Origin of the sequence: Bryocella elongata, from assembly GCF_900108185.1 — a bacterium.
Taxonomy (GTDB): domain Bacteria; phylum Acidobacteriota; class Terriglobia; order Terriglobales; family Acidobacteriaceae; genus Granulicella; species Granulicella elongata.
In genome coordinates, this window is sequence record NZ_FNVA01000003.1 from 339,104 (window position 1) to 364,128 (window position 25,025).

The following is a 25,025-nucleotide window of genomic DNA, read 5'->3' on the forward strand; positions in this document are numbered from 1 at the left end:
GGGGATCATTGCAGCCAGAGACGGAAAGCTTTCAGCAGGATGGTGGGTTGGTTGAAGCCGGAATAGCGCAGGATTGAGCTTCGAGTTACGGGTTTTGAGTTTTCGGTTGATGCGTGTGGGAGGAGGGGTAGGCTGTGGGAATGGCGAAGAAGAAGCTACGGGTGGGTGTGTTGTTTGGGGGCAAGAGCGGCGAGCATGAGGTGTCGCTGCGGTCGGCGCGGTCGATTCTGAAGGCGATCGACCGGAAGAAGTACGACGTGGTGGAGCTGGGCATCGGCAAGGATGGGCGATGGCTGCAGGGGGCGGAGGCGCAGGGGTTGCTGGGTGGCTCCGCCGACGAGAAGCAGGTCCTTCGCTCCGCTCAGGATGACAACGCAGGTGGCGGGCTGACGATTGCTGCGGCTGCGGCGGAGCCGGGTGCTACGACGGGGCTGGATATCGTCTTCCCGGTGCTGCATGGCACGTTCGGTGAGGATGGGACGATCCAGGGGTTGTTTGAGCTGGCCGATATAGCGTATGTGGGCTCGGGTGTGCTGGGGTCGGCCGCGGGCATGGACAAGGACGTGATGAAACGGCTGTTCAAGGCTGCGGGGCTCCCGATCACGCCGCACGTGACGGTGCTGCGCGCGGAGTGGAAGGCCGATGCGAGGAAGGTTCGCAAGCAGATTGAGAAGACGCTGGTGTACCCGGTGTTTGTGAAGCCGGCGAACCTGGGCAGCTCGGTGGGGATCAGCAAGGTGCATGATCGCAGCGAGCTGGATGCGGCGATGGACCTGGCGGCAGGCTTCGACCGGAAGATCGTGGTGGAGCAGGGTGTTGGCGGCCCGGGGGTGAAGCCTCGGGAGCTGGAGATTGCGGTGCTGGGCAACGATGTCGTCGAGGCGAGCGTTGTGGGTGAGATTGTGCCGGCGAAGGAGTTCTACGACTACGAGGCCAAGTACGAGCTGGATGGGCCGGACGAGAGCGTTTCGATTATCCCTGCGAAGCTGACCAAGGCGGAGGAGAAGAAGATCCGCGCGATGGCGATTGAGGCCTTCAAGGCTTGCGATCTGGCTGGGTTGGCGCGGGTGGACTTCCTGATGGCGCCGGCGACGAAGGGTAAGAAGGGTAAGCCCGCAGAGTTTGTGTTGAACGAGGTGAACACCATGCCGGGGTTTACGTCGATCAGCATGTACCCGAAGCTTTGGGGCGCGAGCGGGTTGAAGTATACGAAGCTTATCGACCGGTTGATTGCGCTGGGGATGGAGCGGCACGCGGAGAAGCTGCAGACGCGGTTTAGCAAGTAGCTTGAGGCAGCGGCTTCGCCGTTAGCGGGCTTTCGCCCCGCAGCGCTTCGCGTTAGCGGCTTCGCCGATAGCGGATCTCGGAGTTTTGGAGAGTTTGTGCGACGTCGTGAGGTGCTGAAGGGTGTGGTTCCAGCGGTGGTTTGTGCAGCTTTGCCTGCTGCAGCCACTTCTTCGGCCGGGTCGCGCAATGATCGAGGGTGTTGGCTGGGGCAGATGGAGCGGGTTGCGTATCCTGTGCTGGATGCGTTGAGCCGGGGCAGGCTGAAGGCGACGATGCCGGTGGAGTGCGCCAAAGGCATGGAGGCCAGCCGCAGGCGGACGACGTACCTCGAAGCGGTGGGGCGGTTGCTGAGCGGGATCGCGCCGTGGCTGGAGCATGGGCCGACGGTGGGCGCCGCGGGTGAGCTGCGATCGCGATACGTCGCGATGGCGCAGGCGGGGCTCGGGGTGGGGCTGGATGCGGGGTCTCCGGATGCGCTGGAGTTTGGGGCGGAAGGGCAGAACGTGGTGGATGCGGCGTTTTTGTCGCTGGCGGTGTTGCGAGCTCCGACGGTCTTGCGGGAGCAGCTGCCAGCGAGGGTGAGAGCGCAGTTGGCGGAAGCACTGAGGACGACGCGTAAGTTCTCGCTGCCATTCAACAACTGGTTGCTGTTTGCGGCGTGTATCGAGGCGGCTCTGCATGCGATGGGCGAAGCGTGGGACCGGGTGCGCGTGGAGTTCGCGCTACGGGAGCACGCGAGCTGGTACGTCGGCGATGGGGTGTACGGCGATGGACCGCGGTATCACGCGGACTACTACGACTCCTTCGTGATTCATCCGTTTCTGCTGGCTGTCCTGGAAGAGATGAAGGGTGAGAGCAAGGCGTGGGCGGCGATGCTCGAGGACGAACGAGCGCGGGCGCGGCGGTATGCGGCGATCCAGGAGCGGATGATTGCTCCGGATGGAACGTATCCGGTGGTGGGGCGGTCGATGACGTACCGGTGTGGGGCGTTTCATTTGCTGGCAGACGCGGCGTTGCGGGGGATGTTGCCGGAGGGGGTGAGCCCGGAGCAGGTGCGGTGCGGGCTCGCTGCGGTCATGGAAAAGACATTGGGAGCGGCGGGGACGTTCGATGCGAAGGGGTGGCTGACGATCGGGGTTGCGGGGCACCAGCCGGCGCTGGGTGAGACGTACATTTCGACCGGGAGCCTGTACCTGTGTTCGGAGGTGTTTCTGCCGCTTGGTCTCGCTGAGTCGGATCGGTTCTGGTCGTGTGGGGATGTGCGCTGGACATCGCAGAAGGTGTGGGCGGGTGAGGATGTTCCCGCAGACCATGCGCTGGAAGGGTAAGGCTTGATGCGGAAGAGCGCGTGATCGGGTTTCGGGGCATGGGTTTCGGGTTCTGGGTTGGGGGTTCAGCTTCCAGATTCCAGAGGGCCAGATGCCAGTCCGGATGTTGTTGCCGGAGAGCTACCATAGAGGGATGAGCAGCGGAAAGACTTTGAGTCTGGCGGATGTGCTTGCGGCGCGCGAGCGGCTGGCCGGATCGATCTATTACTCGCCCTGTGCGCACTCGCGGACGTTGACGCGGCTGACGGGGCAGGATGTGTACCTGAAGCTCGAGAACCTGCAGATGACGGGCAGCTTCAAGGAGCGCGGTGCGCTGAACAAGATTGCGACGCTGACAGCGGAGCAGGCTGCGCGCGGCGTGGTGGCGGCTTCGGCGGGCAATCATGCGCAGGGCGTGGCGTATCACGCGACGCAGCGTGGGATTCGTGCGGTGATTGTGATGCCGCTGACGACTCCGCTGGTGAAGGTGCAGGCGACGCGCGGGTTTGGCGCGGAGGTGGTGCTGCATGGCGCAAATTACGACGCGGCGTGCGACGAAGCAATGCGGCTTTGCAAAGAGCAGGGGATGGTGTTCATCCACCCGTTCGATGACCCGCTGGTGATGGCGGGGCAGGGCACGATCGGGCTGGAGCTGCTGGAGCAGGTCGAGGGGCTTGAGGCCGTTGTGGTTCCGATCGGTGGCGGTGGGCTGATTGGCGGCATCGCGTGCGCGGTGAAGGAGTCGAACCCTAAGATTCGCGTGGTGGGCGTGCAGACGGCGCGGCTGCCGTCGATGCAGGCGGCGGTCCGCGGGCATGGCCCGATGACGCTGGAGCCGGGGACGACGATTGCGGACGGCATTGCGGTGCGCCGTGCGGGTGACGTGACGTATCCGGTGGTGGCGAAGTATGTCGACGAGATCGTCACAGTGGACGAGGATGAGATCGCGAGCGCGATCCTGACGCTGCTGGAGCGCGAGAAGACGCTGGCCGAAGGTGCTGGCGCTACGGCGCTGGCTGCACTGCTGCAGAAGCGGACGTCGCTGCCGAAGGGCACGAAGACGGCCGTGCTGGTGTGCGGCGGCAATATCGATGTGACGCTGCTGAGCAGGATCATCGAGCGAGGCCTGGTGCAGGATGGGCGTATGATCCGGCTGCGGATTCATCTGCTGGACAAGCCAGGAGCGCTGCTGGAGCTGACGGAGATCATTGCGAATCACCGCGTGAACATTGTGGATACGCTGTATAACCGGGCCTACTACGGCGTGAACCTGGGAGATACGACGATCGATATCACGATGGAGACGCGTGGGCGCGAGCAGGTGGATGAGTTGCTTGCAGCGCTGACGCGCGAGGGATATCGGCACAGCCGGGTGCTGTAGGGGCAGCGGCGGTGCCGGTAGCCGCGCGCTGCGCGGATAGCGCTTTGCGTTAGCGGCTTCGGCGTTCGTGGGCCTGCGATCGCGGCGCTTCGAAAGATGTAAGCGCAAATTTGCTTGTGTCGCCGCAGGGCGCGTGTATTCTCTCTTGCACAGACGTAGTTACGGATTCCTGGTGCGGTCGAGAGGTATGCGATGGGATTTCTTGGGCGGACGTTAGCGGTTCTGCTGGTGTTGTACGGTCTGGTGTTCGTGGTGGCCGACCTGGCCTTGCTGCATGCCGATGCTCCGCTTTGGGTGGGGTTCGCGTTTGCGGTGGCCTTCATCGGGCTGCAGTACGTGGCGGCTCCGTGGTTGATCGAGCGGGTGTTCTCGATCGACTTCAGTGCAGACGCCATGCCTGCGGCGCAGCGTGAGTTCATTGAAAGCCTGTGTAAGCAGCGCGGGATTCCTGTGCCGCGGATGGGCGTGATCTATAGCGGCACTCCGAATGCATTTGCGTTCGGCAGGTTGCGGCGAGACGCGCGGATCGTGGTGACCGAGGGCTTGCTGAAGATCTGCAGCGAGGAAGAAGCGAATGCGGTGTTGGCGCATGAGCTGGGGCACATCGCGCACTATGATTTTGCGGTGATGACGCTGGGGGCGCTGGCTCCGCTGCTGCTGTACCAGGTGTACGTGTGGACACGGAGCGTGAGTAATCTGCGGATCGTGAGCTATGCTGCGTATGTCTCGTACTGGGTGGGTCAGTTCCTGGTGATGTTTCTGAGCAGGACACGGGAGTATGGAGCGGATCACTTCTCGGCTGAAGTGACGCGTACGCCATCGGCGTTGAGCTCGGCGCTGATGAAGATTGCCTACGGCATGGTGAAGGAGCGCAGCGAAGCGCTGGAGGCCAAGGCTGATAAGGGCGCGTCCAAGGACACGAAGAAGGACGCGGAGCGGAGCCTGCAACTGGGGACGCAGCTGGGGCTGATGGGGATCTCGGCTGCGAGCGGAGGCGAGGCGCTGATGCTGGCTACCAACGCTGACGAGGCCGCGCGGGTGATGCGCTGGGACCTGGTGAATCCGTGGGCGAAGGTGTATGAGCTGAACTCGACGCATCCGCTTACGGCGCTGCGCCTGAAGGCGCTGAACAAGGAAGCGGTGAAGCTGGGACAGGAGCCGGCGTATCCGTTGCCGGAGGATGCGCGGAAGGTGAACTGGGTAGGCTTCCCGATCGAGTTCGTGGTGTGGGCGCTGCCGTATGCGCTGGGCTTCCTTCTGCTGAGCTATGCGTGGGTGGGGCGGAAGCTGCCACTGGATCTTCCGGAGAAGACACTACCGCTGATGGTGATTGCGCTGGGCGCGACGTGGGCGGTCCGGATTGCTTACCGGTATCACGGGAGCTTCAAGGCGGCGAAGGTACAGGATCTGCTGGAGGATGTGACGGTATCGCAGATGCGGCCGCGGGCGGTGCAGATCGAAGGCGAGGTGATTGGCAATGGTGTGCCGGGGGCATTCTGGAGCCCCGACCTGGTGCTGCAGGATGACTCGGGGATGATGTATTTGCTGTATCGCTCGAGCGTGCCGCTTGGGCGGCTGTTCTTCGCTATGACGAGCGTGAACCGGTTGATCGGGAACCGCGTGACGGTGCAGGGCTGGTATCGGCGCGGGCTGAAGCCTTACGTGGAGATGGCGCGGGTCGAGGCCAAGGTGGTGAAGAACAGCGGCTCGGGGATGATTACGCTCTTCGGCAAGCGCGAGGATGGAAGCGAAGCTCCCGTAGAGTACGAGACGCTGGTGGAGCGGAGCTACTCGCGGTGGATTCAGACTGCGGCGGCAGGAGCTTGCGTGGCGGGTGGAGTGATCTGGTTGCTGAACGTGGTTTAGAAAGACTTGATTCGGCTTCGGGTTTCGGGTCGCGAGTTCAGGCGAGTTGTGAGGCTGACGTCAGGATGAGGCGGAGGTCGCGTAGGTTATTGCCGGTGGGGCCGGTGAGGATCTGGGCGTCGAGCGCGCGGAGCAGGGGAGCGGTGTTGAACTGCTCGAGGGCTTCGTGAGGATCGAGGCCTAGTGAGCTGGCGCGGGCGACAGTCGTCTGATCGCAGATGGCTCCAGCGGCGAGGCTGTGACCGTCGATGCCATCCGAGCCAGCACTGAGGACTGTGGTGGGTTGGCGACGGCGCGATAGCTCGGTTGCGGCGTAGAGGGCGAACTGTTGGTTGCGTCCACCTTCTCCGGGATTCGAGCCGAGAGGCACGGCGATCTCTCCAGTGTTGATGAGGCAGGTGAGTGGGTGGATAGTCGCGAGCGCGGCACTGCGGTTGAGCAGGTGCGTGGCGACGTCGCGATAGTCGAACTCGGGGTTTGCAGAGGTGCCTTCGGAGATGGGATCGATTTCAGTATGGAAGCCCAGGGAGCGGGCGGCTTCGGCGGCGGCCTGAGCAAGGTCGCGCGAGGAGAGCAGGGTGGAGTGCAAAGCGTGGGCGAAGGCTGGATCGCCGGGCTTGAGGGTTTCGGGGGTGTTGCTGGAGGAGAAGACGTCGATGACGGCTGCAGGGAGCGGCGGTGCGCTGGGGCGGGAGGCGAGATCGGCGATGAGCTTGCGGCAGTCGGCGAGGGTGGTTGGATCGGGCAGCGTTGGGCCGGAGGCGATGACGTCTTCACGGCCAGGTGGGACGTCGGAGGCGAGGAGGGTGATGTGAGCGGCGGCGTGTTGTGCCGCGGCGGCGAGGCGGCCCCCTTTGACGGCAGAGAGGTGCTTGCGGAGGGCGTTCATCGCATCGATGGGAAGGCCGGCGGCGACTAAGGCGCGGTGGAAGGCGGCTAGGTCGTCGAGGGTGATGGCGGGCGAGAGTGGGAGCTCGACCATGGCAGAGGCGCCACCGGAGATGAGGAAGAGCACCAGCGTGCGTGGCGTGGCGCGGGCGAGGTCGTCGAGGATGACGCGGGCGGCGTGGAAGGCGTTGGTGGTGGGTGTGGGGTGGTCGCCGGGGAGGTAAAGGGTGTTGCGTGTGCTGGCTTCGCGGGGGAGTGTGGCGGGAGGAGCGACGACGATCGAGGTCGTGGCAAACGTGCTGCCGAGTGCCGACAGTGCGGCCTGGTGCATGGGGACGGCGGCTTTGCCGATTGCGATGAGGAGAATGTTGTCGAGCTCGTCGAGCGGCAGCGTCCGGTCTGCAAGGGTAATGGCGCCCGGAGCGATGCGGATCGCGCGTGCGACGGCGGCGCGGACATCACAGGCCTGGAGTGCGCGGTGGAAGATGGTGCGCGCAAAGGTGCGGAGGTCGGACACGGGGTGAAGGGTAGCAGATTGGGTGTGGCCGAGCCTCGTTTGAGTGCCGAAGTGCGAGAGGGAACTGCGAGAGGGAACGATGCCGAATGAGTTTCGGGTTGCGAGCTGCGGGTTTCGGGTTTGGGATCTGGAGATTGAGGGAGGGGAAGCTGGGGCGCTACCGGTTGGCTTTGTTGTCGGGCATGTTTCGTAATGCGATGGCATTCTTAGAGCGAGAGGTCTGAATGAAGCTGCTGACGATTCTGCTGTTGGTGCTGCTGGCGGTGGCCGGGATAGGCGCGTTTGAGCTGTTGATGCCGTTTGGGCCGCAGAGCGAGCAGTTTGTGGAGGTCGCGCCGGGGACCTCGACGGCGGGGATCGCAAAGCAGATGGAGTCGGCGGGCGTGGTGCGCAGCGCGTGGGTCTTTGGAGCGCTGAAGCTCTGGGAGACGGAGCGGCATGGCCGGCAGACGCTGAAGGCGGGAGAGTATCGGTTCGATCACCCGGACAGCCTGTGGGACGTGTACTGGAGGATCGAGCACGGGGATGTGTTTACCCTGACCGTCGTGATCCCGGAGGGGTACAACATCTTCGATGTGGCTGCGGCGGTGCAGGGCGCGGGGCTGGGTAAAGCGGACGAGTTTCTGGCGGTGGAGAGAAAGCACACCGAGCTGGTGAAGCCGTGGAGCCCGCAGGCAGAGTCGGTGGAAGGGTATTTGTTCCCGGCGACGTACAAGTTTGGCCGGCATGCGACTCCGTTGCTGATGCTGTCGACGATGGTGGCGAAGTTTACGGTCGAGGCGCAGAGGCTGGGGCTGAAGGGCGATGTGAATCGCACCGTGACGATGGCGTCGCTGGCAGAGAAGGAAGTTCACATGGCGAGCGAGCGGCCGGAAGTGGTGGGCGTGTTTGAGAACCGGATAGAGCAAGGGATGCCTCTGCAGACGGATCCGACGGTGATCTATGCGTCGCTGCTGAGGGGGACGTGGACGGGGGTGATCCACCAGAGCGAGTTGAAGGCGGACTCTCCCTACAACACCTATGTGCATGGAGGGCTGCCGCCGGGGCCGATCTGCAACCCGGGGCTGGCAGCGTTGCAGGCTGCGGTGCATCCGGCGAAGACGGAGAACCTGTACTTTGTGGCCGACGCGAACGGGGCGACGAAGTTTGCGAAGAGCCTGAAGGAGCACTCGGATAACGTTGAGGCGTACCGGAAGGCGGCGGGACAGCGGTAGGGAGAGCTTGTCAGGCCAGCTGGTTCGATCCAAGGCAAGGAACGGTCGAGTTTCGGGTTCCGGGTTTTCAGTTGCGGGAGCTGGAAGCTCCCGGAATGGGAATGCTTGTGCTGTGGAAGGCCTGAGCGCAAGAGATTGTGGCGAGGCGCGTTCCGATTTGAACCGAGGAGCCCCTGAGCCTCGTCTGTGGCGAATATTAGGCGAAACTGTTAACGCATAACCTCCATGTTTTCAGTCAACTCCGTGATTCCTTGATGGATGGGCCGCGCGAGCGATGCGGCCAAGATTCGCGTTGACAGCGGTAGGGGGCGCGGCTATAAACGCAGAACTTTCCCGGGTGGTGGATGGGGTGGTCTCGCCCAAAATGGGTGGCCGCCTGATTCCAGTTCGAACTGGGAAAGGACTTGCGTGGCACGGGTCCGGTAACGCTTCTCCCCCGGGAAGGACCCTGGTCAAGTGACAGAAACCGGCGTTTGCTGTGCCGTGGATCGGGCGACTGAGCCGACTGCGAGCGAAGCAAAGGCTGCATGAACCTATGAGCGGGCCCCTCCGACCGATGAAAAATCACCGAGGCCCGCCGAGGAAGGGTTGTGCGTGGAGAAGACCATGAATCGTTTTCGCGTGGAATTGAAGGTGTGTGAAGGCTGCGGTGCGCTTTGGACGCGAGCCGCGACAGATGGTGTGTATTGCCGAGGGTGCGCGGTGTGGCTCTCGGATTTTCCGGCGGCGCGAGTGCGGCGCAAGCCGGGTAGCAAGCGAAAGCCGGCAGCTGTGGCAGGAGGTGCGCGATGAGCAAGTTGCTGGCCTGGAAGACGGTGGCATCGATACGGCCCGAGGGTTGCAACGGGGTCGAAAGCGGGCAGTCCGCGGCTGTGATGGAGGGGACGACGGGCCGGATGGTGTCCACGCTGCCGAGGGTATGGGCAGCGGCGGAGACGGAAGAGGCGGAGCGAACGGTGCCGCAACCGGAGCTGGCGTTCTATCGGAAGTACACGGAGGCGATGTTGCACCGCTACCTGCGGATGTCGATGGAGGCGGGGCGCGTGCCTTCGCTTCTGGGCAGGTCGTTGTTTCGGGGGAATGTGACGAGCTACCGGGTGAAGAGCTTCGAGGACGTGGTGATCTTCTGCTACGACGTGGAGCGGTGCCTGTCGGAGCTCGATGCCGGGGAGCAGGAGCTGATCAAGCGAATCGCGCTGCAGGAGTACACGCAGGGCGAGGCGGCGTCGCTGATGGGGATGAGTCTGCGGAGCTGTATCAGGAGGTATGGTGCGGCGGTCGATCACCTGACGGCGGTGTTTCTCAGGCTGCGCCTGTTGGAGCCGCTGATAGCGTGTCAAGGGCAGCGGTAGGGGGACTTCCGCTCAAACTGCTGAAGGGATGGAACTTGTTGCTTCGATTCCGTTGGCATAGTCACTGGTGCCGGACTGGTATTCTGTAACTGTTGCTGAGGGTGGTGGTGCCTAATGGCCTGCCACCCTCTTTGTATTTGGGGTGGGGATGGCAGGGAAGAGGCGGGCGAGGGAGTCTGGGGAGTCGACGAGCCCAAGGACGGGCGGCAAGAAGGTTGCGGCATCTGATTGCCGGACGTTGATGCAGGAGACCCTGGAGAACGAGTTCGAGGAGATCCTGGGCGCGTTTGTGGTGGCCGCGAAGAAGGGGAGCTCGGCGCATATGAAGCTGGCGACGGAGCTGCTGGAACGAGCGGCAAAGCCGGGAAAGCGGAATGCAGGAAGCGCGTTGCGGTTGCTGCGAGAGCTTGAAGGCGAGGATGTTACGGGCTGAGAAGAAGGTGTTGCAGGCTGACGTTTGGGGTGACCGATGGATTTCTATGTCGGATCAGTGCATCCCCGGAGGTGGGTAGGGAGTCGATATACTGAAGGTCTGGCTGAATGAGGAATTTCAAGGCATTACCGGTCGCCGTGATGGGCGTTTCCCTGGGGTTGACCGGGTGCTTTCACACGACGCGCACGGTGCAGAAGATTCAGGCACCGGAGACGTTCAAGTCGGCGACGGTGCAGGAGCTGGAGCAGCAGGTGTCGGAGCGGGCGGCGGCGATGAAGACGCTGAGCGCTTCGGTGCTGCTGACACTAAGTACGGGCGGCGGCAAAGAGGGCGAGGTCAAGACGTATACCGCGTTTCGCGGGTATATCTTTGTGCGCCAGCCGGCTGACCTGCGGGTGATTCTGCAGCTTCCTGTGCTGGGATCGCGGGCGATGGACATGGTGAGCGACGGGAAGATGTTCACGATGATCATTCCGCCGCGGAACAAGGCGATTGTCGGGACGAATGTAGTGACGAAGCCGTCAGAGAACAAGATGGAGAATCTGCGGCCGCCGGTGTTCCTGGACTCGCTGCTGATTCATGGGATTGAGGCGGACGAGTTTGTGTCGCTGACGGAATCGACGCGGACGCTACCGCCGCAGCCGAAGCAAAAGTTTCTGCTGCAGGAGCCGGACTACGACCTGACGGTGATGAAGCGGAGAGAGGGGAACATTCTCTCACCGACGAGGGTGATCCATATCAGCCGCGTGACGATGTTGCCGTACGAACAGGACATCTACGACGACAAGGGTCGCGTGGAGACGCAGGCTGTGTATGAGAACTACCAGGACTACAACGGCCAACAGTTTCCGGCGCGGGTGACGATCAGCCGGCCGCTGGACGAGTATTCGCTGCAGATCGATGTAACGAAGCTGACGATCAACGACGAACTTATGGATGACCAGTTCGTGCCGCCGAAGATACAACCGGGCATGACGGTGCAGCGAATGAACTGAGGGCTTCGGCTCTCAGTTTTCTTTTGGGGCTCACGCGAGAGATGAGCTGTAGAGGCGCAAGGTATCCAGGCGGGCGGGGGCAAGGGGTCTGTTGAGCTTCGAGCTTTGAGGAAGTGAGCTGCGAGAAGGGACTGGGATTGCCGCACTGGGATTGCAGCACTGGGGACGCGGATCCGGGCGGCTAGAGAAGGCCAGCGCGGTGGGCGTGGGCGGCGATCTGCTGGTTGATTTCGAGGGCGAGGGCGAGGGCGGCGCGTCCGGCTTCGCCGGGGACTCGGGGGGCTGTACGGTGGCGCACGGCTTGGAGGAAGTCTTCGAGTTCGAGGCGGAGGGGTTCGGCGCGCTGGAGTTCGAGTTTCTCCAGGGCCAGGCCGGGTGAGGGGTGTTGAGCGGAAGATGCGAGATGCGAGATGCGAGATGCGGAGCCGGCGGCGAGCATTGCGAGTTGTTCGGGGGTGACTCCGGCGACGTCGATGGTGAGTAGTTCCTGACGGGCGAAGTCGAGCGAGAGGTACTGGCGAGGCTGGAAGAGGCGGAGCTTGCGGACCTGCTCGGTGGAGATGCGGCTGGCGGTGAAGTTGGCGACGCAGCCGGAGTCGAACTCGACGCGGACGTTGGCGATGTCGACCTTGTGAGAGAGGACGGGCAGGCCGACGGCGCGGACTTCCTTCACCGGGGAGTTGGTGAGGGCAAGCACGATGTCGAGGTCGTGGATCATGAGGTCCAGGACGACGTCCACGTCGAGCGAGCGTGCGGTGAAGATGCTGAGGCGGTGAGCCTCGAAGAACATGGGGTGGTTGAGGCGCTGGATGGTGGCTGCGACCGCGGGGTTGAAGCGCTCAAGGTGACCGACCGCGACGATGCGGGCGTGTTCGTGCGCGCAGGAGAGGATGCGGTCGGCTTCGGCTAACGAAGCGGCGAAGGGCTTCTCGATGAGGACGTCGAGGCCGGCGGCGATGAGCTGTTCGGCCACGGTGGCGTGATGGATGGTGGGGACGCAGACGCTGGCGGCGTCGAGGTGGAGGTCGGCCGCCAGCAGAGCGTCGAGCGTGGGGTAGCCGGGGATAGCGAAGCGCTCGGTGGCCTGAGCGAGGTTCGCTTCGCTGGGGTCAACGACGGCCACGAGCTCGACGAGGCCGGGATGCGCGGCCTGGAGCTCGCGGTAGACGCGGAGGTGATTGCGGCCGAAGGAGCCGGCACCGATGACGGCTACGCGAGTGGCAGGCAAGGCTACTTCTTTGTGTCGGGGGTGGGAGACTCGACGGCTTCGCGGCAGCGGGCGTAGAGCTCGAAGATCTGGGTGACTGCGTCCTCAGGCTTGGTGGAGGAAGGCACGCCGAAGCCGGTGGAGGGCGCGGTGCTGCGCGTGAGGTTGGCGTGGCCCGCGACGAACTTGAGCAGGTCGAGGGCGATGTCTTCAGAGCGCCGGAACGAAGAGTTGGAACTGGAATCCATGGACTGCCTTTCGGGGCGGGCGGTAGAGCTGCGCCTAGAGGCGATGGTATCGGGTGCGTGGATGAGGGTGCAAGGAGCAGCGCTTTGCGTTAGCCGGGCTTCGCCCGGGGAGCGCTTCGCGTGGGCGGCTTGGGGGCAGGGGTTGCGGTGGTGGATTGCGGGAAGAAGGTTGATTGAGTTTCGAGTTTCGAGTTTCGAGTTTCGAGTGAAGGAGACGGAGGAGAGCGATGACGAAGACAGAGCTGCAGACGGTGCTGGGTTACGTGAACATTGGGCTGGCGGTGGCGCACAGCATTGGGGTGTCGGTGGGGCACTTTGGGGATACGGATTTTGTGCAGCTGGCGCAGGCCGTCAATTCGGTGCTGCTGAGTGCAGTGGCTCCGAAGACGGCGGCTGCGAGTGCGCCGACGACTTAGGTGGCGATGGGTGCCCAGTAAGAGGCTGGACTTTGAGTTGAGTGTGGTTTTCGGGGTGGGGATGGGCTTTGGCCTGTCCCTTTTTTTGTTGGAGCGGGCTGATGTGGGAGGCCTAGCTTGAGCCTGGAGGGGTGATGAGGGCAGTGGTGCGAGGTTTGACGCTCGTGGGGCTTGTGCTGGTGTGGATGGCGGGTACGTTGGCCGCTATTGCGCAGGCTCCTGCGACGACGGTGCAGGACACGGTGTATCGGGCGGATGGAACGCCGGCGAGCGGGACGGTATCGATCAGCTGGGGAGCGTTTACGACGACCGGCGGGACGGCGGTGGCGGCGGGATCGACGACGGTGACGCTGAGTGCGGCGGGGCTGTTGAGTGTGTCGCTGGTGCCGAATGCGAATTCGACGCCGATGGGGAACTACTACACAGCGATCTTTCACCTGAATGATGGGTCGACCAGCAGACAGTACTGGGTGGTGCCTTATGCGGTTGCGGGCGCGGGGCCGGCGAAGCTGGCTGCTATCTCAAACAGCGTGCTGCCGACGACTGTGGCGATGCAGACGGTGTCGAAGGCCTATGTAGACAACGCCGTGGCTGCGGCATTGACGGGTACGCCAGCGGATTCCTCGCCGTATGTGCTGAAGGCGGGGGATGCCATGACGGGGCCGCTGGTGTTGCCGGCGGATCCTGTGAGCGCGAACCAGGCAGCGGACAAGAACTACGTGGATGAGAACGTCGGGGCGCTGGCTGCAGGGCTGGGGCAGAAGGTCAGCGTGTTGCCTGCGGCGACGCAGGTGGTGACGCAGCCTGCGGGCACGCAGCTCCAGGTGAACGATCTGAACGGCGAGCTGTATGCGAGTCAGTATGTGAACGGCGGTGGGAACAACGGGATTGCGAACGCGCTGGGGAGCTCGAACTGCACTGGCGGCTGCACGGTAGAGGTGGAGCCGACGTATGCGAGCGGTGAGATACCGAGTGCGAGCGTGTTTGCGTCTGAGACGCAGGTGATTGATCACCGTCAGGGTGCGACGGCGCAGACATCGCTGAACCCGCTCCCGGTGGGATCGAACGAGGTGGCGGCGACGAGCGGAGTGGAGCTGGAGACGCTTTCGGCGCCGCAGTTCCAGGTGCTGCGGCCGGGTGCGGTGGGTATGGACGCGCGCAATGTTGTGTTGAGCAACATTGCGATCTCCGGAGGGTCGAATCAGTCTCCGCAGGATGTTGAGACACCGCCGTACTTCAAGAGCACGTATGGCGTGCTGAAGTTGACGGGTGTGTACAATACGCAGGGCCAGCATGTGCAGTCGGGCAACGAGATGAGCTGCTACAGCGTGGGCGATTGCCTTGCGGGTGGGCAATTTATCTTATCGTCGGGCGGATACAGGGACGAGGCCGACGAGGGGACGCACCCGTTCGATCTGCAGGTGGAAGAGGATACAAATGTCTTCACGGGCACGTGCCAGACGGGCTGCACGACGGGCTCGACGAGCGTGCAGGTGCAGGCCGCGACCGGAGGGGGAACAGAGGGCGACGGGCGCTTCCTGATCGACAAGAATGCGTCGAAGACGATCACGACGGGGCAGATTGTTTCGGGAAGCAAGACGATCCTGGGGATCGCGACGTTCAGCGGGACGAGCTTTCCGGTGAGCACATTTCTGCAGACGTCGCAGGCTGCTACGTCGCAGGTGCGGAACCTGGCTCCGGGGACTGTGACGTTGAGTATCGCGACCACGGGTGTGCCGAGCGGGTTTGCGACCAATACGGCGGCAGTGGCGAGCAGTGGCGTGACGTGCGTGGCGGATGTGGTGCACAACGGCCAGGAGTTTCCAAACTTCGAGATGGCCAACTACAGCGTGGTGGACGGCACGCATGTGCAGCTTACGCTGGCGAAGGTTCACAACACAGGGGCGGTGCTGGCCGTGGGTGGGCTGTGCGGCTATGGCCTGGAGCAGACCGCCGACACGGTGAATGGGATTCGGCAGCTGTTTCCTGTGGTTGGGTCGATCAATGCGACGAGTTTGTACTACGCGGATGGGAACACGCCGATTGTGGGCAGCTCGACTTCGGCTATCTCGTACTCGACGAGCGGGTACGTGAACTACACGGGGACGCTGACGACGCTGGTGCGGAATGCGAACGTGGTGACGGCGACGACGGCGGGAAACCTTCCGGTAGATGTGAACGGATTGACGCTGACGGTGAGTGGAGCAACGGACTCGAGCTACAACGGCAGCTATGTTGTGACGACGACGGGGCCGAATACGTTCACGTATGCGAATGTCGGGGCGAACAGCACGACGACAGGTGGGACGGTGGTCGTGCAGAACGGTGGATTTGTTCTGTATCCGATGGCCGAGGTGGTGAGCGTACTGGATCCCGCGGCGAATGCTGTCGATGGGTTGCTTACGCTGGGACCGAATACGGCGCCGTGGGCATCGGGCGATGCAGTGGAGGAGCCACACTACTATCAACAACTGGTGGCTCCGGATACCGAGATCATCACGCAGTACGTGCCGAAGCCGCTCCAGTACTCGAGTGCGGGCAAGTTCTACGGAGGTACGGTGGGCCCGGGCGTGCGCGGCTGGGAGATCACGAATGGGGCTCCGGCGAGCGCTTACCTGGGTGGTGGAGGAACGCATCTACCGCCGGACGATGCCTTCAACGTGTCGGGTGTGTGGAGCAACGACTTCGAGTTGATTGCGGGTACGACGGATGTGCTGAAGGTGAACTGCAACCTGCATGGGTGCAACCGGTGGGACTCGACCTATGCACTGATGGACCTGCAGTCGCAGGTGGGCAGGGATCTGCTGTACTACTCGCCGCAGTCGGACACTCTGCAGTGGAACCTGGCGGGGCAGTTGTACACGATGAGCCCGGCGAGCATGACGGTTCCGACGCTGAATGCGACGACCCTCAATGCGAACACAGTGAATGCGACGACGCTGACGGGAAGTCTTGGCGCGGGTTCGATTACGAGTGGAACGATAGCGGCGGCGCGACTCCCGGTGTTTGGGCCAAGCGGATCGAGCCACGCAGTAGGTGCGGTGCCGGATCCGGGTGCGACTGCAGGATCGACGCGGTACCTTCGCGAGGATGGAAGTTGGACGGTACCGACGGGTACCGGTGGCAGCATGACGTGGCCGAGTGCTGCGGGGATCGCGGTGTACGCGGGCGGGAGCGCATGGGGAGCTTCGCTGACGGCCCCGGCGAGCGCTCTGGTGGGAGTGAGCGATACACAGACACTAACGAACAAGAGCATCGCGGCGAGCGAGGTGAATTCGGGCGTGATGGCTGTGGCGCAGGGTGGCAGTGGAACGGGGTCGACGCTTAGCGGAATTCTTCGCGGAGGCAGTCCCTTCTCGGCGGCGGAGCTCAGTGGAGACTGTACGACGAATGGATCGAATGCGGTCACATGCGGCAGGATCAATGGCGTGGCGGTTCCGGCACCAACGATCGAGTCGCTCGGCGCGTGGAGCACGAGCGGGACGGCGGTCAACAGCGGTGTGCCGATCTTGTCGAACGGTACGCAGCTTGCCTTGACGGATGCAGCGAGCACCACTGCGTCTCGCCTGGTATTTGTGACTTCGACCAATGCGGCCAGCACCCTTTCAGACCTCGCGACGACGGGTATTCCGGCCGGGTATGGATGCTTCGTGACGCGGGTGTATGCGGGTGTCACCGGCAAATACAGCGGGATGGCCGATTGTTCCGTGAACACGACAAGCGGTGGCCGCGTGATCTATACGAGCACAAACGAGTCTCTGGGCGCCGAGTCGTGGTCGTTTGTCTCGGGTATTGCGGGATCTGCGATTCAATTCAATTCTCTGATTTCGTCGAACAGCAGCATCTACGGCCAGTTTGCCCAGGGCGCCTCCGGGACCTCGATGACGGCTTCACGGAACGCTGCGGATGGTTACGCAGCCCTGACGGTGACCAATGGGAGTTCGTCGAGCACAGGCGATGTGTTGGATCTGAAGAATTCGACCGGGCTTGTTGCGGCTTTCACCCAGCAAGGAGCACTGATTCAAACGCCTTCAGGGACGAAGCCGACGTGCGCGACGGCAATCGAAGGGGAGTTCTGGTACACGAAGGGCTCGGCGTCGGTGAACGGGAGCTTACAGGTGTGCCAGAACCAGTCGGGCACGTACACGTGGGTGACGCACTAGACGAGTGGGAAGCAAGGGAGATGCCAGACGGTCCGGAGGAGAAGGCTGGAGGCGGCGCGGGCGCAGAGGTCGGCGAACGCGTCGCGCCGGGTCTGAGAAGCAGAGCGCGGAGGAAGCCTCGAACGGAGTTAGAGGCGCTCGTCGCGCTTGGGAAGAGGATCGAACAAGGGCCCAGGGCGCTGATCCGAATTGCGGAGCGCTGGCTGCTGGTGCGAGGAAGATCCGGCGAGCTCATGCGATTGCGTGCCAATGCAGCGCAGCGGAGCTTCGAAGAGCGGCGCGGGCGGCAGAACATTGTGCTGAAGGCCCGGCAGATGGGAGTCACGACGTGGATTGCGGGGAGGTTCTTCCTGCGCACGGTGACACGGCCGGGGTCTTTGACGATGGTGGTCGCGCAGAACAGGGACGCAGCGGAAGCCATCTTCAAGACGGTACACCGGATGTGGGAGGGGCTTCCCGAGGACCTGCGCGAAGGTCCGCTGCGCCGGAGCCACGCAAGCGCCGGCCGGATGGTGTTTCCGGAGCTGGACAGCGAGATGTGCGTGGGCAGTGCAAGCGACTCGAATGCGGGAAGAGGTGTGAGTCTCACGAACCTGCTGTGCAGCGAGGTGAGCCGGTGGCCGGGAGACGCGGTGGGCACATTGGCGGGGCTGAGGGCGGCACTGGCTCCGGATGGAGAGATGGTGCTGGAGAGCACGCCGAATGGAGCGTACGGGGCGTTCTATGAGGAGTGGATGTCGGGGGTAGATGAATGCGGAGCCGTCGGGGACGTTGTGCGGCACTTCTTCCCGTGGTGGATGGAGGAGCGATATGTGGGACCTGAGGTTGAGCGGGCAGCGATGCGGGATGAGGAGCTCGCGCTTGTGACGATGTTTGGGTTGAGCGGAGCGCAGATCGGGTACCGGAGGGGGCTGGAGAAGAGCTTCGGGGTGCTGCGATCGCAGGAGTATGCAGAGGACGCGGTGAGCTGCTTTCGGGCAAGTGATCACTGCTGCTTCGATGTGGCCGCGTTGGAGAGCCGATTGGGTGAAGTGCAAGAGCCACGTGAGCGGAGACGAGGCGGAGCGCTGTGGGTGTTTCTGCCCGCGATGCCGAGGCGTGAGTACATCGTTGCGGTGGACACGGCTGGTGGCGGAGTCCACGGGGACTTCTCCGCGGTGCAGGTGATCGAGCGGAGCACGGGGCTGCAATGTGCGGAGCTGCGCGAACGGCTGGGACCGGCCGAGACGGCGAGGGTCGCTGCGGACCTAGCGAGGGAATACGGTGGTGCGGTGGTGGTTGTGGAGCGAAATAACCATGGGAGTGCGGTGCTTGCGTATCTGGAGACCAGGGAGCGATATGCGCGGGTGTATGAGAGCGGTGGGCAGGCTGGGTGGCTGACGAGCGCTGCGACGCGGCCCGAGATGATTGCGCGTATGAGGGTACTGTTGGAGGAGTCGGCCGAGAGGTTCCTGAGCAGGAGGCTGTTGGAGGAGTGCCGGACGTTTACAGCGGGGACTGGTGGCCGGTACGGTGCGGCTGCGGGATCCCATGATGACCTGGTGATGGCGATGGGGATCGCGCAGACGGTGCGGGAAGAGTTGATCAGCGCTGCTCGGTAGGTGTTGTGCAGGGCAGGGCCTCGCGCCGCCGGTTCCGCCGACAGCGGGAGGAAGGTTGTGGCGGGTTCCGGGCTGCGGGTCGCGGGTTCCGGGGCCAGATGCAGTTGCGGGAGAGGGATGGGTTAGACTCGTCGCCAGTAGAGCCCATGTTGAGAAGGTGAGGGCGGGGATTGGCGCTGACGGCGGTGCAGGCAGTGCAGCGGATGCGGGGCGGGGCGCAGAGTCAGTTGATGCTGTGCGACGACGGTCTGCTGTGGGTGGTGAAGTTCCAGAACAATCCGCAGCATGTGCGGGTGCTGGCGAACGAGTTGCTGGCGACACGGATTGCGGAGGTCCTGGGCTTGAGTGTGCCGAAGACCGAGGTGGTCGAGGTGAGCCCGTGGCTGGTGGAGAAGAGTCCGCAGCTGAGAGTGCAGGGTGCTCGCGGGGCGTGGGAGAGCTGCTCGGCGGGGCTGCAGTTCGGGAGCCAGTTTGTGGGTGGGCTCATGCCGGGGCAGGTGGTCGACTATTTGCCGGAGTCGCAGCTGACCGAGGTGAGAAATCTGGGCGAGTTTGCCGGCATGTTGCTGGTGGACAAGTGGACGGGGAACTGCAACGGGCGACAGGCGGTCTTTGAGAGGCGGGTGCGGGAGCGCAGGTACCGCGCGGTGTTCATCGACCAGGGATTTTGCTTCAATGCGGGGGAGTGGACGTTTCCAGATTCGCCGCTGCGTGGGGTATATGCGCGGAACCTGGTGTACGCGGGCGTGCGCGGCTGGGAGAGCTTTGAGCCGTGGGTGGCTGCGATCGAAGGATTTGCGGGCGAGAAGCTGTGGGAGATTGCGGAGATGGTGCCGCCGGAGTGGTATGGCGGGGACGTCGGTGAGATAGAACGGCTGGTGGAGATGCTGTTGAAGCGGCGCAGCCGGGTGCGGGAGCTGGTGGAGGCGTTTCGGGTGTCGGATCGGGAGCCGTTTCCGTATTGGGGAAGGACAAGTGCCGAAGTGAGAGCGGGGCGTGTCGTGCAGCAGAGTGCGGGGCCGCGACTTTTGATGTGATGTCGAAGAATCCGCGAGAACAGTGAAACTGGGTTGCGGGGCCTGGCTGAGAGCGGCGATGGTTCGGTTTGGCGGGCAAGTTGCAGAGTAGGGATGTGGAGGCGGGATTTGGCGGAGCGGCTGCGGTGCGAGTTTGCCCTGATCCGGTATGTGCCGGATGTGGTGAAGGGCGAATTCACGAACATCGGCGTGGTGCTGCGGGGTGAAGACGCGATCGCGGAGGTGCGTTTCACGCGTGACTGGAGCCGCGTGCGATGCCTGGATCCCGGAGCCGATGTGGAGATGCTGGAATCGCTGGAGACGGAGATTGCCGAGCGGCTCCGCGGCGGGGATGTTGGAGCAGTGAAGCCGGTGCTGACGGTGCTGGAGGACTCGCTTTCGAACAGCGTGCAGATGAGCGAGATGCGAGGGACGCTCGCGGAGAGCTTGCCGGCCGAGATGGATGCCTTGATGCGCTTGTATGTGGAGCCGCTGAAGGTTGCGGAGCGGGCGCGAAGGTTGTCGGGACGAGCCGCGATCGTAGGGCAGATGCGCGAGCAGTTCGAGCGGGCGGGCGTTTGGCGGCTGATGCGGAAGCGGATTCGCGCGGCGGACTATACGCAGGCCGGAGACCCGCTCAGGCTGGACTGCGGTTACAGGAACGGCGTGGTGAAGATGTTCCAGGCGGTGTCACTGGATGCGGATGTGGAAGGGGCGAAGGGGCTGGCTTACTCCGCAGAAGCGTTGCGAGAGGGAGTCAAGCGGACTGAGCTGCTGGAGATGGAGTTGACGGCGATTGTGGAGCCGATTTCGGTGGTGGGCGATGAGGAGCAGTACCGCTTTGGGGTGCGGGCGATGGAGCGTGAGTCGATCCGGGTGATGACGGTAGGGGACCTGGAGAGGATTGCGGCGACGGCGCGGCGGGAGCTGCGGGTATAGGCTCTGCGGGTGGCGGGTTCTGGCTCATGCTTCGCAGCTTGCAAGGTGCTGGAGAACAGGGGCTGTAGAGGGGCGAGGTCTCCAGGTTGGCAGGGGTGAGGTTGCTGGTTTCAGCTCTGTTGGGCAACGGGCAACGGGCAACGGGCAACGGGCAACGGGCAACGGGCAACGGGCAACGGGCAACAAGCAATGAGCCATTGAGGTTTGAGGGATGAGATGGGGGCGCGAGCGATCGCGTCCCTTTTGTTTGGAGGAAGCGATGGGATTGAAGCAGGTGTGGGAGTGGGCAGCCGGTATCGATGCAGCGCAGGGAGAGCGGAAGACGACGTCGACGCCGCTGGGGCTGAACTCGATCTTTGCGCCCTTCCGAGGGAACGGAATTCAGAACATGCCGCCGAGGCCGACGGCGGCGAACCTGCGTCGGTTTGCGGAGACGCCGGTGGCGAGGCGGGCGATCAATGCGGTGAAGGACCGCATTGCCTGCATGGACTGGCGGATCGAAGCGAAGCCGGGAGCTGGAGCGGATGAGGCGGGGGACCGGGCGGAGAGGATCGCGGCGCTGTGGAGGTCGCTGGAGGCGCCGAACGAGGGGGACAGCTTTCGCACACTGATCGAGCAGGTGATTGAGGACACGCTGGTGGGTGGCTGGGGTGCGGCGGAGATTGAGCTGACGGGCGATGCGCGGAGGCCGGTGCGGTTGTACCCAGTGGATGGGGCGTCGATCCAGGTGAACCCGAAGTGGAGCGGCGACCCGGAGGACCCGCGGTATGCGCAGGTGACGGGCAAGGCTGGCAAGGACGCGAGCCTGACGCTGCTGGACAGCGAGTTGATGTACGTACGGCTCAACCCGCGGTCGCACTCGCTGTTTGGGCTGGGGAAGCTGGAGGTGGCGTTCGAGACGATCTCGCAGTTTCTCAGCGCGAACCGCTATGCGAGCCGGGTGGCTTCGCACTCGGTGATGCAGTTTGCGATCTGGGTGAACGAGAGGACGCCGGAGCAGCAGGAACGACTGATCCGCTGGTGGGAAGACGAGATCGAAGGCACCGGCAAGGTGCCGTTTCTGAGCTCGGAGCAGAAGCCGGAGGTGTTGCGATTCAACGGTGGTAGCGAGGCGGAGCTGCATCTTGGCTGGCAACAGTTCCTGGTGGGGATGATTGCGAATGCGTTCGACCTGCCGGCGATGATGCTGGGCGCGGAGCAAGGCGTCAATCGAGCGACGGCGCAGGAGCTGGCGAACGAGGCGTTTCAGAACGCCGTGGTGCCGGTGGCACGGTTGATCGCGGAGCACATTACGCGGGATGTGATTGCGAAGCGGCTGGGTTGGGAGGATCTCCGTTTCTGCTGGAGTGACCTGGACGGAAGGGATCCACTGACGGAGTTGCAGGTGCAGATGGAGCTGCTGAAGAACGGTGTGTTGAGTGTGGGAGAGGTTCGGGAGATGCGTGGGCTGGGGATGATGCCGTTGGTCGAGCCGGGTTCTGCTACGACGAATGTTTGATCGCGTTCAGGGTTGCGGGTTTTAAGCTTCGAGTTGGCCAGTTTCCAGATGCCAGTTGGGATGGAGGGGGTGGATGTGGAGGATGTGAGCCGGTTCCGGCGGTGTTTGCGGGAGGCGCGAGTGGTTTCGATGCAGGCGATGGCGGTGGACTTCCCGGAGGTCGTGGGTCATCCCAACCGGTTGCCGTTTGAGGGTTGTCTGACGGTGGTGGATGAGGCGAGCGACAGGGCACCGAATGGGTCGCGAGGGCACCGGGTGATCCTGTCGCGAGAGGCGGCGCGGGAGGCATTGCCAAGTCTGCTGGGGATGGCGGTGGACTACAAGGCGGGATGGGATGGGCACAATGCGCGGCAGAAGTGCGGGATCATAACGTCGGCTCACCTGGAGCCGGAGGGGGAAGGCAGGCGGCTACTGGTGAGTGGGTATCTGTTTGCGAGGGACTTTCCTGAGTTCGGTGGCGGAGTACGTTGCCGGGAAAGGGCCCGGGTGGAGGCAGGAGCTGGCCTGCCAAAGGACGCGGCGATGGGAATGAGCTATGAGCTGGCAGATGCGCATGTCGAGGACATGCGAGCGCCGGTGTGGCGCCTGACGCGGGCGACGTTTACGGGTGCGGCGATCCTGCTGCGGGAGAAGGCTGCGTACCGGGGAACTTCGTTTCGGGTGGGAAAGAGCGGTAGCGGCGTGCTGACGCCGGCAACCTGCGGGGCATACCGCTAGGTCAGATTCCTTCGAGATGTGGGGGCATGGAGAGAGCAGAAAAGCTTCTGTACAGCCAGAGAGGTCATCGGGCATCAGCGAGGAGGGAATCCTTGCAAGATGACCTGTCGTTGAGAACGGGGCTGTAGAGGTGCGAGGTCTCCAGGTCTTGAGGTGCGAGGAATGGTGTTGAGCTTTGAGGGATCGAGCTGCGAGCGATGGGGAACGACAGAGAGATGAGGTTGTGATGGAGGGATGTGTGGTGGAGATGAACGAGTTGATGGAGCAGCTGGTGGCGGTGGTGAAGTCGTTGGAGCAGGCAGCGGAGCAGATGGTGCTGCAGCAGGTGGAGCTGAAGGCCGCGGCTGAGGGTACAGTGGAGCGCATTGTGGCGACGGTGGAGTCGGCGCGGGAGGCTGAGCTGGCTCGGAAGCTGGAGGAGGCCGAAGCGAAGATTGCGCAGCTGACGGCGTCGGCGGGAAGGAAGACGGTGTCGGCGGGTACGGCGAACATGCTGGCGAAGCGTGGCGTGGAGCTGGAGCGGGTTGAGGCCGGGGTGCTCGATGCAGCGCTGGTGGGGTTGAGTGTGGAGCAGCGGATTGCGGTGAAGGCGGAGCTGATGCGGGCGGGGTTGGTTTAGAGGGAGCGGCTTCGCTGTTGGCCGCGTGGTGTGCGGGTAGCGCCTTGCGTCAGCGGGCTTCGCCCGTTCGCGAGTCAATGCAGAATCTGTTTGGGGATGACAACAAGAAAGGTAAAGGCGTGGCCTCTTCGGCTGCGCCTTTTGTTTTGCGCGCTTGTGCGCGAGAGGAAGAGACACAGGAGATGGGAATGAACGTGAAGTTTACGGAGATCAGCGCGGCGGCGGACTACATTGGACCGGGCGCCGTGGAAGTGCCGTTGTACCAGTCGGAGATTGTGGACCTGGTGCGCCGGCGTGGCGTGTTTGGGCAGCGTATCAAGCAGGTTCCGGCGACGGGCCATCCGTCGCGGTACTTCGAGGAGACGGCGATCCCGGTGGCGGCAGCGTCGTCGGCGTTTGTGAATCCGCGATCGATTGTGGCTCCGACGGTGCAGCCGACGCGGATTGAGAACAGCGTTCCGTTGAAGGCGCTGGTCTCGCAGATCAACTACAACCTGTTCGATATCGAGCTGGGCAAGCAGCAGAGCCAGTTCGCGTACCTGCAGGCGAAGGACCTGGCGGATACCGTGGATGGTCTGCTGCGCACGCATGACCTGGCGCTGTGGAACGGCACGGACACGAGCCTGAGCTCGCCGACGACCACGCAGTACTACGGTGTGGCGGGGCAGATTGCGGCGGGTGGCAACACCACTACAATCACGACCTCGCAGAGCATCGTGGATGGCCTGAAGTCTGCGATTGCGCTGATGCTGGCGAACACGAACTTTGGTGTGAGGCCGACGGCGATCTATGCGAACCCGGTGCTGCTGGATCTGATCGATCGCGAGATGAAGGCCGAGTTCAACGTGGTGCTGAATACGAAGGCGATCGAGGGCGGCCTGACGGTGAAGATGCTGTCGACGCAGGCGGGCGATATTCCGTTGATCCCGGAGTGGACGCTGGCGTACACGGGCACTCCGGGTTCGGGCTCGGCGGTGCTGCCAGCGTACATCGTGACGGAGGACCTGATCGAGTACCACTGGCTGGGTGATGTGAATCCGCGGATCTTCCAGCTGGGGATGCCGGGTACCCTGGCGAGCCAGTATGTGGCTGTGAAGTTCGGTGCGCCGGTGGTGAAGGGCGCCAGCTACGCGCACTACCAGGTGCTGGTGGATCGATAGGAGCGGCGGCGTCCTGACCTTGCGGGCAGGACGCTGGTAGCCCGCTTCGCGGGGTAGCGCTTCGCGTTAGCGGCTTCGCCGTTAGCGTCGAGAAGCAGATCCTCTTCGAGGATGGATGACAAACAAGAAAAGCGAAGACAGAAAGAGCAAACCGAACGACCAAGGCGATTGAGGTTCTGTTGCGTGTCGCGCGCTGCTGTG

General features: G+C 63.4%; 20 protein-coding genes. 17 read left to right on the forward strand and 3 right to left on the reverse strand.

What is annotated here, in order from left to right:
* The first annotated feature begins 140 nt into the window (after positions 1-140).
* From C4S68_RS10575 to C4S68_RS10590, 4 genes are all read left to right on the forward strand, one after another.
* Positions 141-1,286: a D-alanine--D-alanine ligase family protein gene (locus C4S68_RS10575; protein WP_103933024.1), complete on the forward strand. Its 1,146-nt coding sequence runs from the start codon at positions 141-143 to the stop codon at positions 1,284-1,286.
* 96 nt (positions 1,287-1,382) lie between these two features.
* Positions 1,383-2,615, forward strand: a complete 1,233-nt coding sequence (locus tag C4S68_RS10580) for a DUF2264 domain-containing protein (protein ID WP_235011513.1) — start codon at positions 1,383-1,385, stop codon at positions 2,613-2,615.
* Between the two features lie 133 nt (positions 2,616-2,748).
* On the forward strand, positions 2,749-3,975 hold the full coding sequence (locus C4S68_RS10585; RefSeq protein ID WP_103933026.1) for a threonine ammonia-lyase: 1,227 nt from the start codon (positions 2,749-2,751) through the stop codon (positions 3,973-3,975).
* 192 nt (positions 3,976-4,167) lie between these two features.
* Positions 4,168-5,841, forward strand: coding sequence for a M48 family metalloprotease (locus C4S68_RS10590; protein ID WP_103933027.1), 1,674 nt, complete (start codon positions 4,168-4,170; stop codon positions 5,839-5,841).
* A 37-nt stretch (positions 5,842-5,878) separates the two neighbouring features.
* Here the strand turns inward: C4S68_RS10590 and C4S68_RS10595 are convergent, their stop codons facing one another.
* Positions 5,879-7,246, reverse strand: a complete 1,368-nt coding sequence (locus tag C4S68_RS10595) for a glycerate kinase type-2 family protein (protein WP_160115099.1) — start codon at positions 7,244-7,246, stop codon at positions 5,879-5,881.
* Positions 7,247-7,470: 224 nt separating this feature from the next.
* On the opposite strand from C4S68_RS10595, the gene mltG reads away from it, so the two are divergent.
* The 4 genes from mltG (at position 7,471) to C4S68_RS10615 (ending at position 11,240) form a co-directional block, all read left to right on the forward strand.
* The gene (gene mltG, locus C4S68_RS10600) at positions 7,471-8,460 is read left to right on the forward strand and encodes an endolytic transglycosylase MltG (protein WP_103933029.1); all 990 of its coding nucleotides are present in this window, start codon (positions 7,471-7,473) and stop codon (positions 8,458-8,460) included.
* Between the two features lie 788 nt (positions 8,461-9,248).
* On the forward strand, positions 9,249-9,812 hold the full coding sequence (locus C4S68_RS10605; RefSeq protein ID WP_103933030.1) for a sigma-70 RNA polymerase sigma factor region 4 domain-containing protein: 564 nt from the start codon (positions 9,249-9,251) through the stop codon (positions 9,810-9,812).
* A gap of 241 nt (positions 9,813-10,053) precedes the next feature.
* A complete protein-coding gene (locus C4S68_RS10610) occupies positions 10,054-10,245 on the forward strand; it encodes a hypothetical protein (RefSeq protein WP_103933031.1) in 192 nt (63 codons plus the stop codon).
* A 107-nt stretch (positions 10,246-10,352) separates the two neighbouring features.
* Positions 10,353-11,240: a DUF4292 domain-containing protein gene (locus C4S68_RS10615; RefSeq protein WP_103933032.1), complete on the forward strand. Its 888-nt coding sequence runs from the start codon at positions 10,353-10,355 to the stop codon at positions 11,238-11,240.
* Between the two features lie 181 nt (positions 11,241-11,421).
* Here the strand turns inward: C4S68_RS10615 and C4S68_RS10620 are convergent, their stop codons facing one another.
* Both C4S68_RS10620 and C4S68_RS10625 read right to left on the reverse strand, forming a co-directional pair.
* A complete protein-coding gene (locus tag C4S68_RS10620) occupies positions 11,422-12,468 on the reverse strand; it encodes a Gfo/Idh/MocA family protein (RefSeq protein WP_103933033.1) in 1,047 nt (348 codons plus the stop codon).
* A 2-nt stretch (positions 12,469-12,470) separates the two neighbouring features.
* Positions 12,471-12,695, reverse strand: coding sequence for a hypothetical protein (locus C4S68_RS10625; protein ID WP_103933034.1), 225 nt, complete (start codon positions 12,693-12,695; stop codon positions 12,471-12,473).
* Positions 12,696-12,922: 227 nt separating this feature from the next.
* Here C4S68_RS10625 and C4S68_RS10630 point away from each other — a divergent pair, with 227 nt between their 5' ends.
* From C4S68_RS10630 to C4S68_RS10670, 9 genes are all read left to right on the forward strand, one after another.
* Complete coding sequence (locus tag C4S68_RS10630; RefSeq protein ID WP_103933035.1) at positions 12,923-13,111, forward strand: hypothetical protein; 189 nt, start codon at positions 12,923-12,925, stop codon at positions 13,109-13,111.
* Between the two features lie 134 nt (positions 13,112-13,245).
* Positions 13,246-17,274 carry a hypothetical protein gene (locus C4S68_RS10635; RefSeq protein WP_146072104.1) on the forward strand — a complete coding sequence of 1,343 codons (4,029 nt, stop codon included), beginning with the start codon at positions 13,246-13,248 and terminating at the stop codon, positions 17,272-17,274.
* Positions 17,275-17,507: 233 nt separating this feature from the next.
* Complete coding sequence (locus C4S68_RS10640) at positions 17,508-18,875, forward strand: terminase (RefSeq protein ID WP_235011514.1); 1,368 nt, start codon at positions 17,508-17,510, stop codon at positions 18,873-18,875.
* 170 nt (positions 18,876-19,045) lie between these two features.
* Positions 19,046-19,912: a HipA family kinase gene (locus C4S68_RS10645; RefSeq protein ID WP_235011515.1), complete on the forward strand. Its 867-nt coding sequence runs from the start codon at positions 19,046-19,048 to the stop codon at positions 19,910-19,912.
* Between the two features lie 108 nt (positions 19,913-20,020).
* Positions 20,021-20,830, forward strand: coding sequence for a DUF3037 domain-containing protein (locus C4S68_RS10650; RefSeq protein WP_103933302.1), 810 nt, complete (start codon positions 20,021-20,023; stop codon positions 20,828-20,830).
* A 259-nt stretch (positions 20,831-21,089) separates the two neighbouring features.
* Positions 21,090-22,328 (forward strand): phage portal protein, encoded by a 1,239-nt coding sequence (locus C4S68_RS10655; RefSeq protein WP_103933037.1) that lies wholly within the window; start codon positions 21,090-21,092, stop codon positions 22,326-22,328.
* Positions 22,329-22,457: 129 nt separating this feature from the next.
* Positions 22,458-23,045 (forward strand): hypothetical protein, encoded by a 588-nt coding sequence (locus tag C4S68_RS10660; protein ID WP_235011542.1) that lies wholly within the window; start codon positions 22,458-22,460, stop codon positions 23,043-23,045.
* A gap of 247 nt (positions 23,046-23,292) precedes the next feature.
* The gene (locus C4S68_RS10665; protein ID WP_103933304.1) at positions 23,293-23,664 is read left to right on the forward strand and encodes a hypothetical protein; all 372 of its coding nucleotides are present in this window, start codon (positions 23,293-23,295) and stop codon (positions 23,662-23,664) included.
* 188 nt (positions 23,665-23,852) lie between these two features.
* On the forward strand, positions 23,853-24,824 hold the full coding sequence (locus C4S68_RS10670) for a hypothetical protein (RefSeq protein WP_103933038.1): 972 nt from the start codon (positions 23,853-23,855) through the stop codon (positions 24,822-24,824).
* Positions 24,825-25,025: the final 201 nt, after the last annotated feature.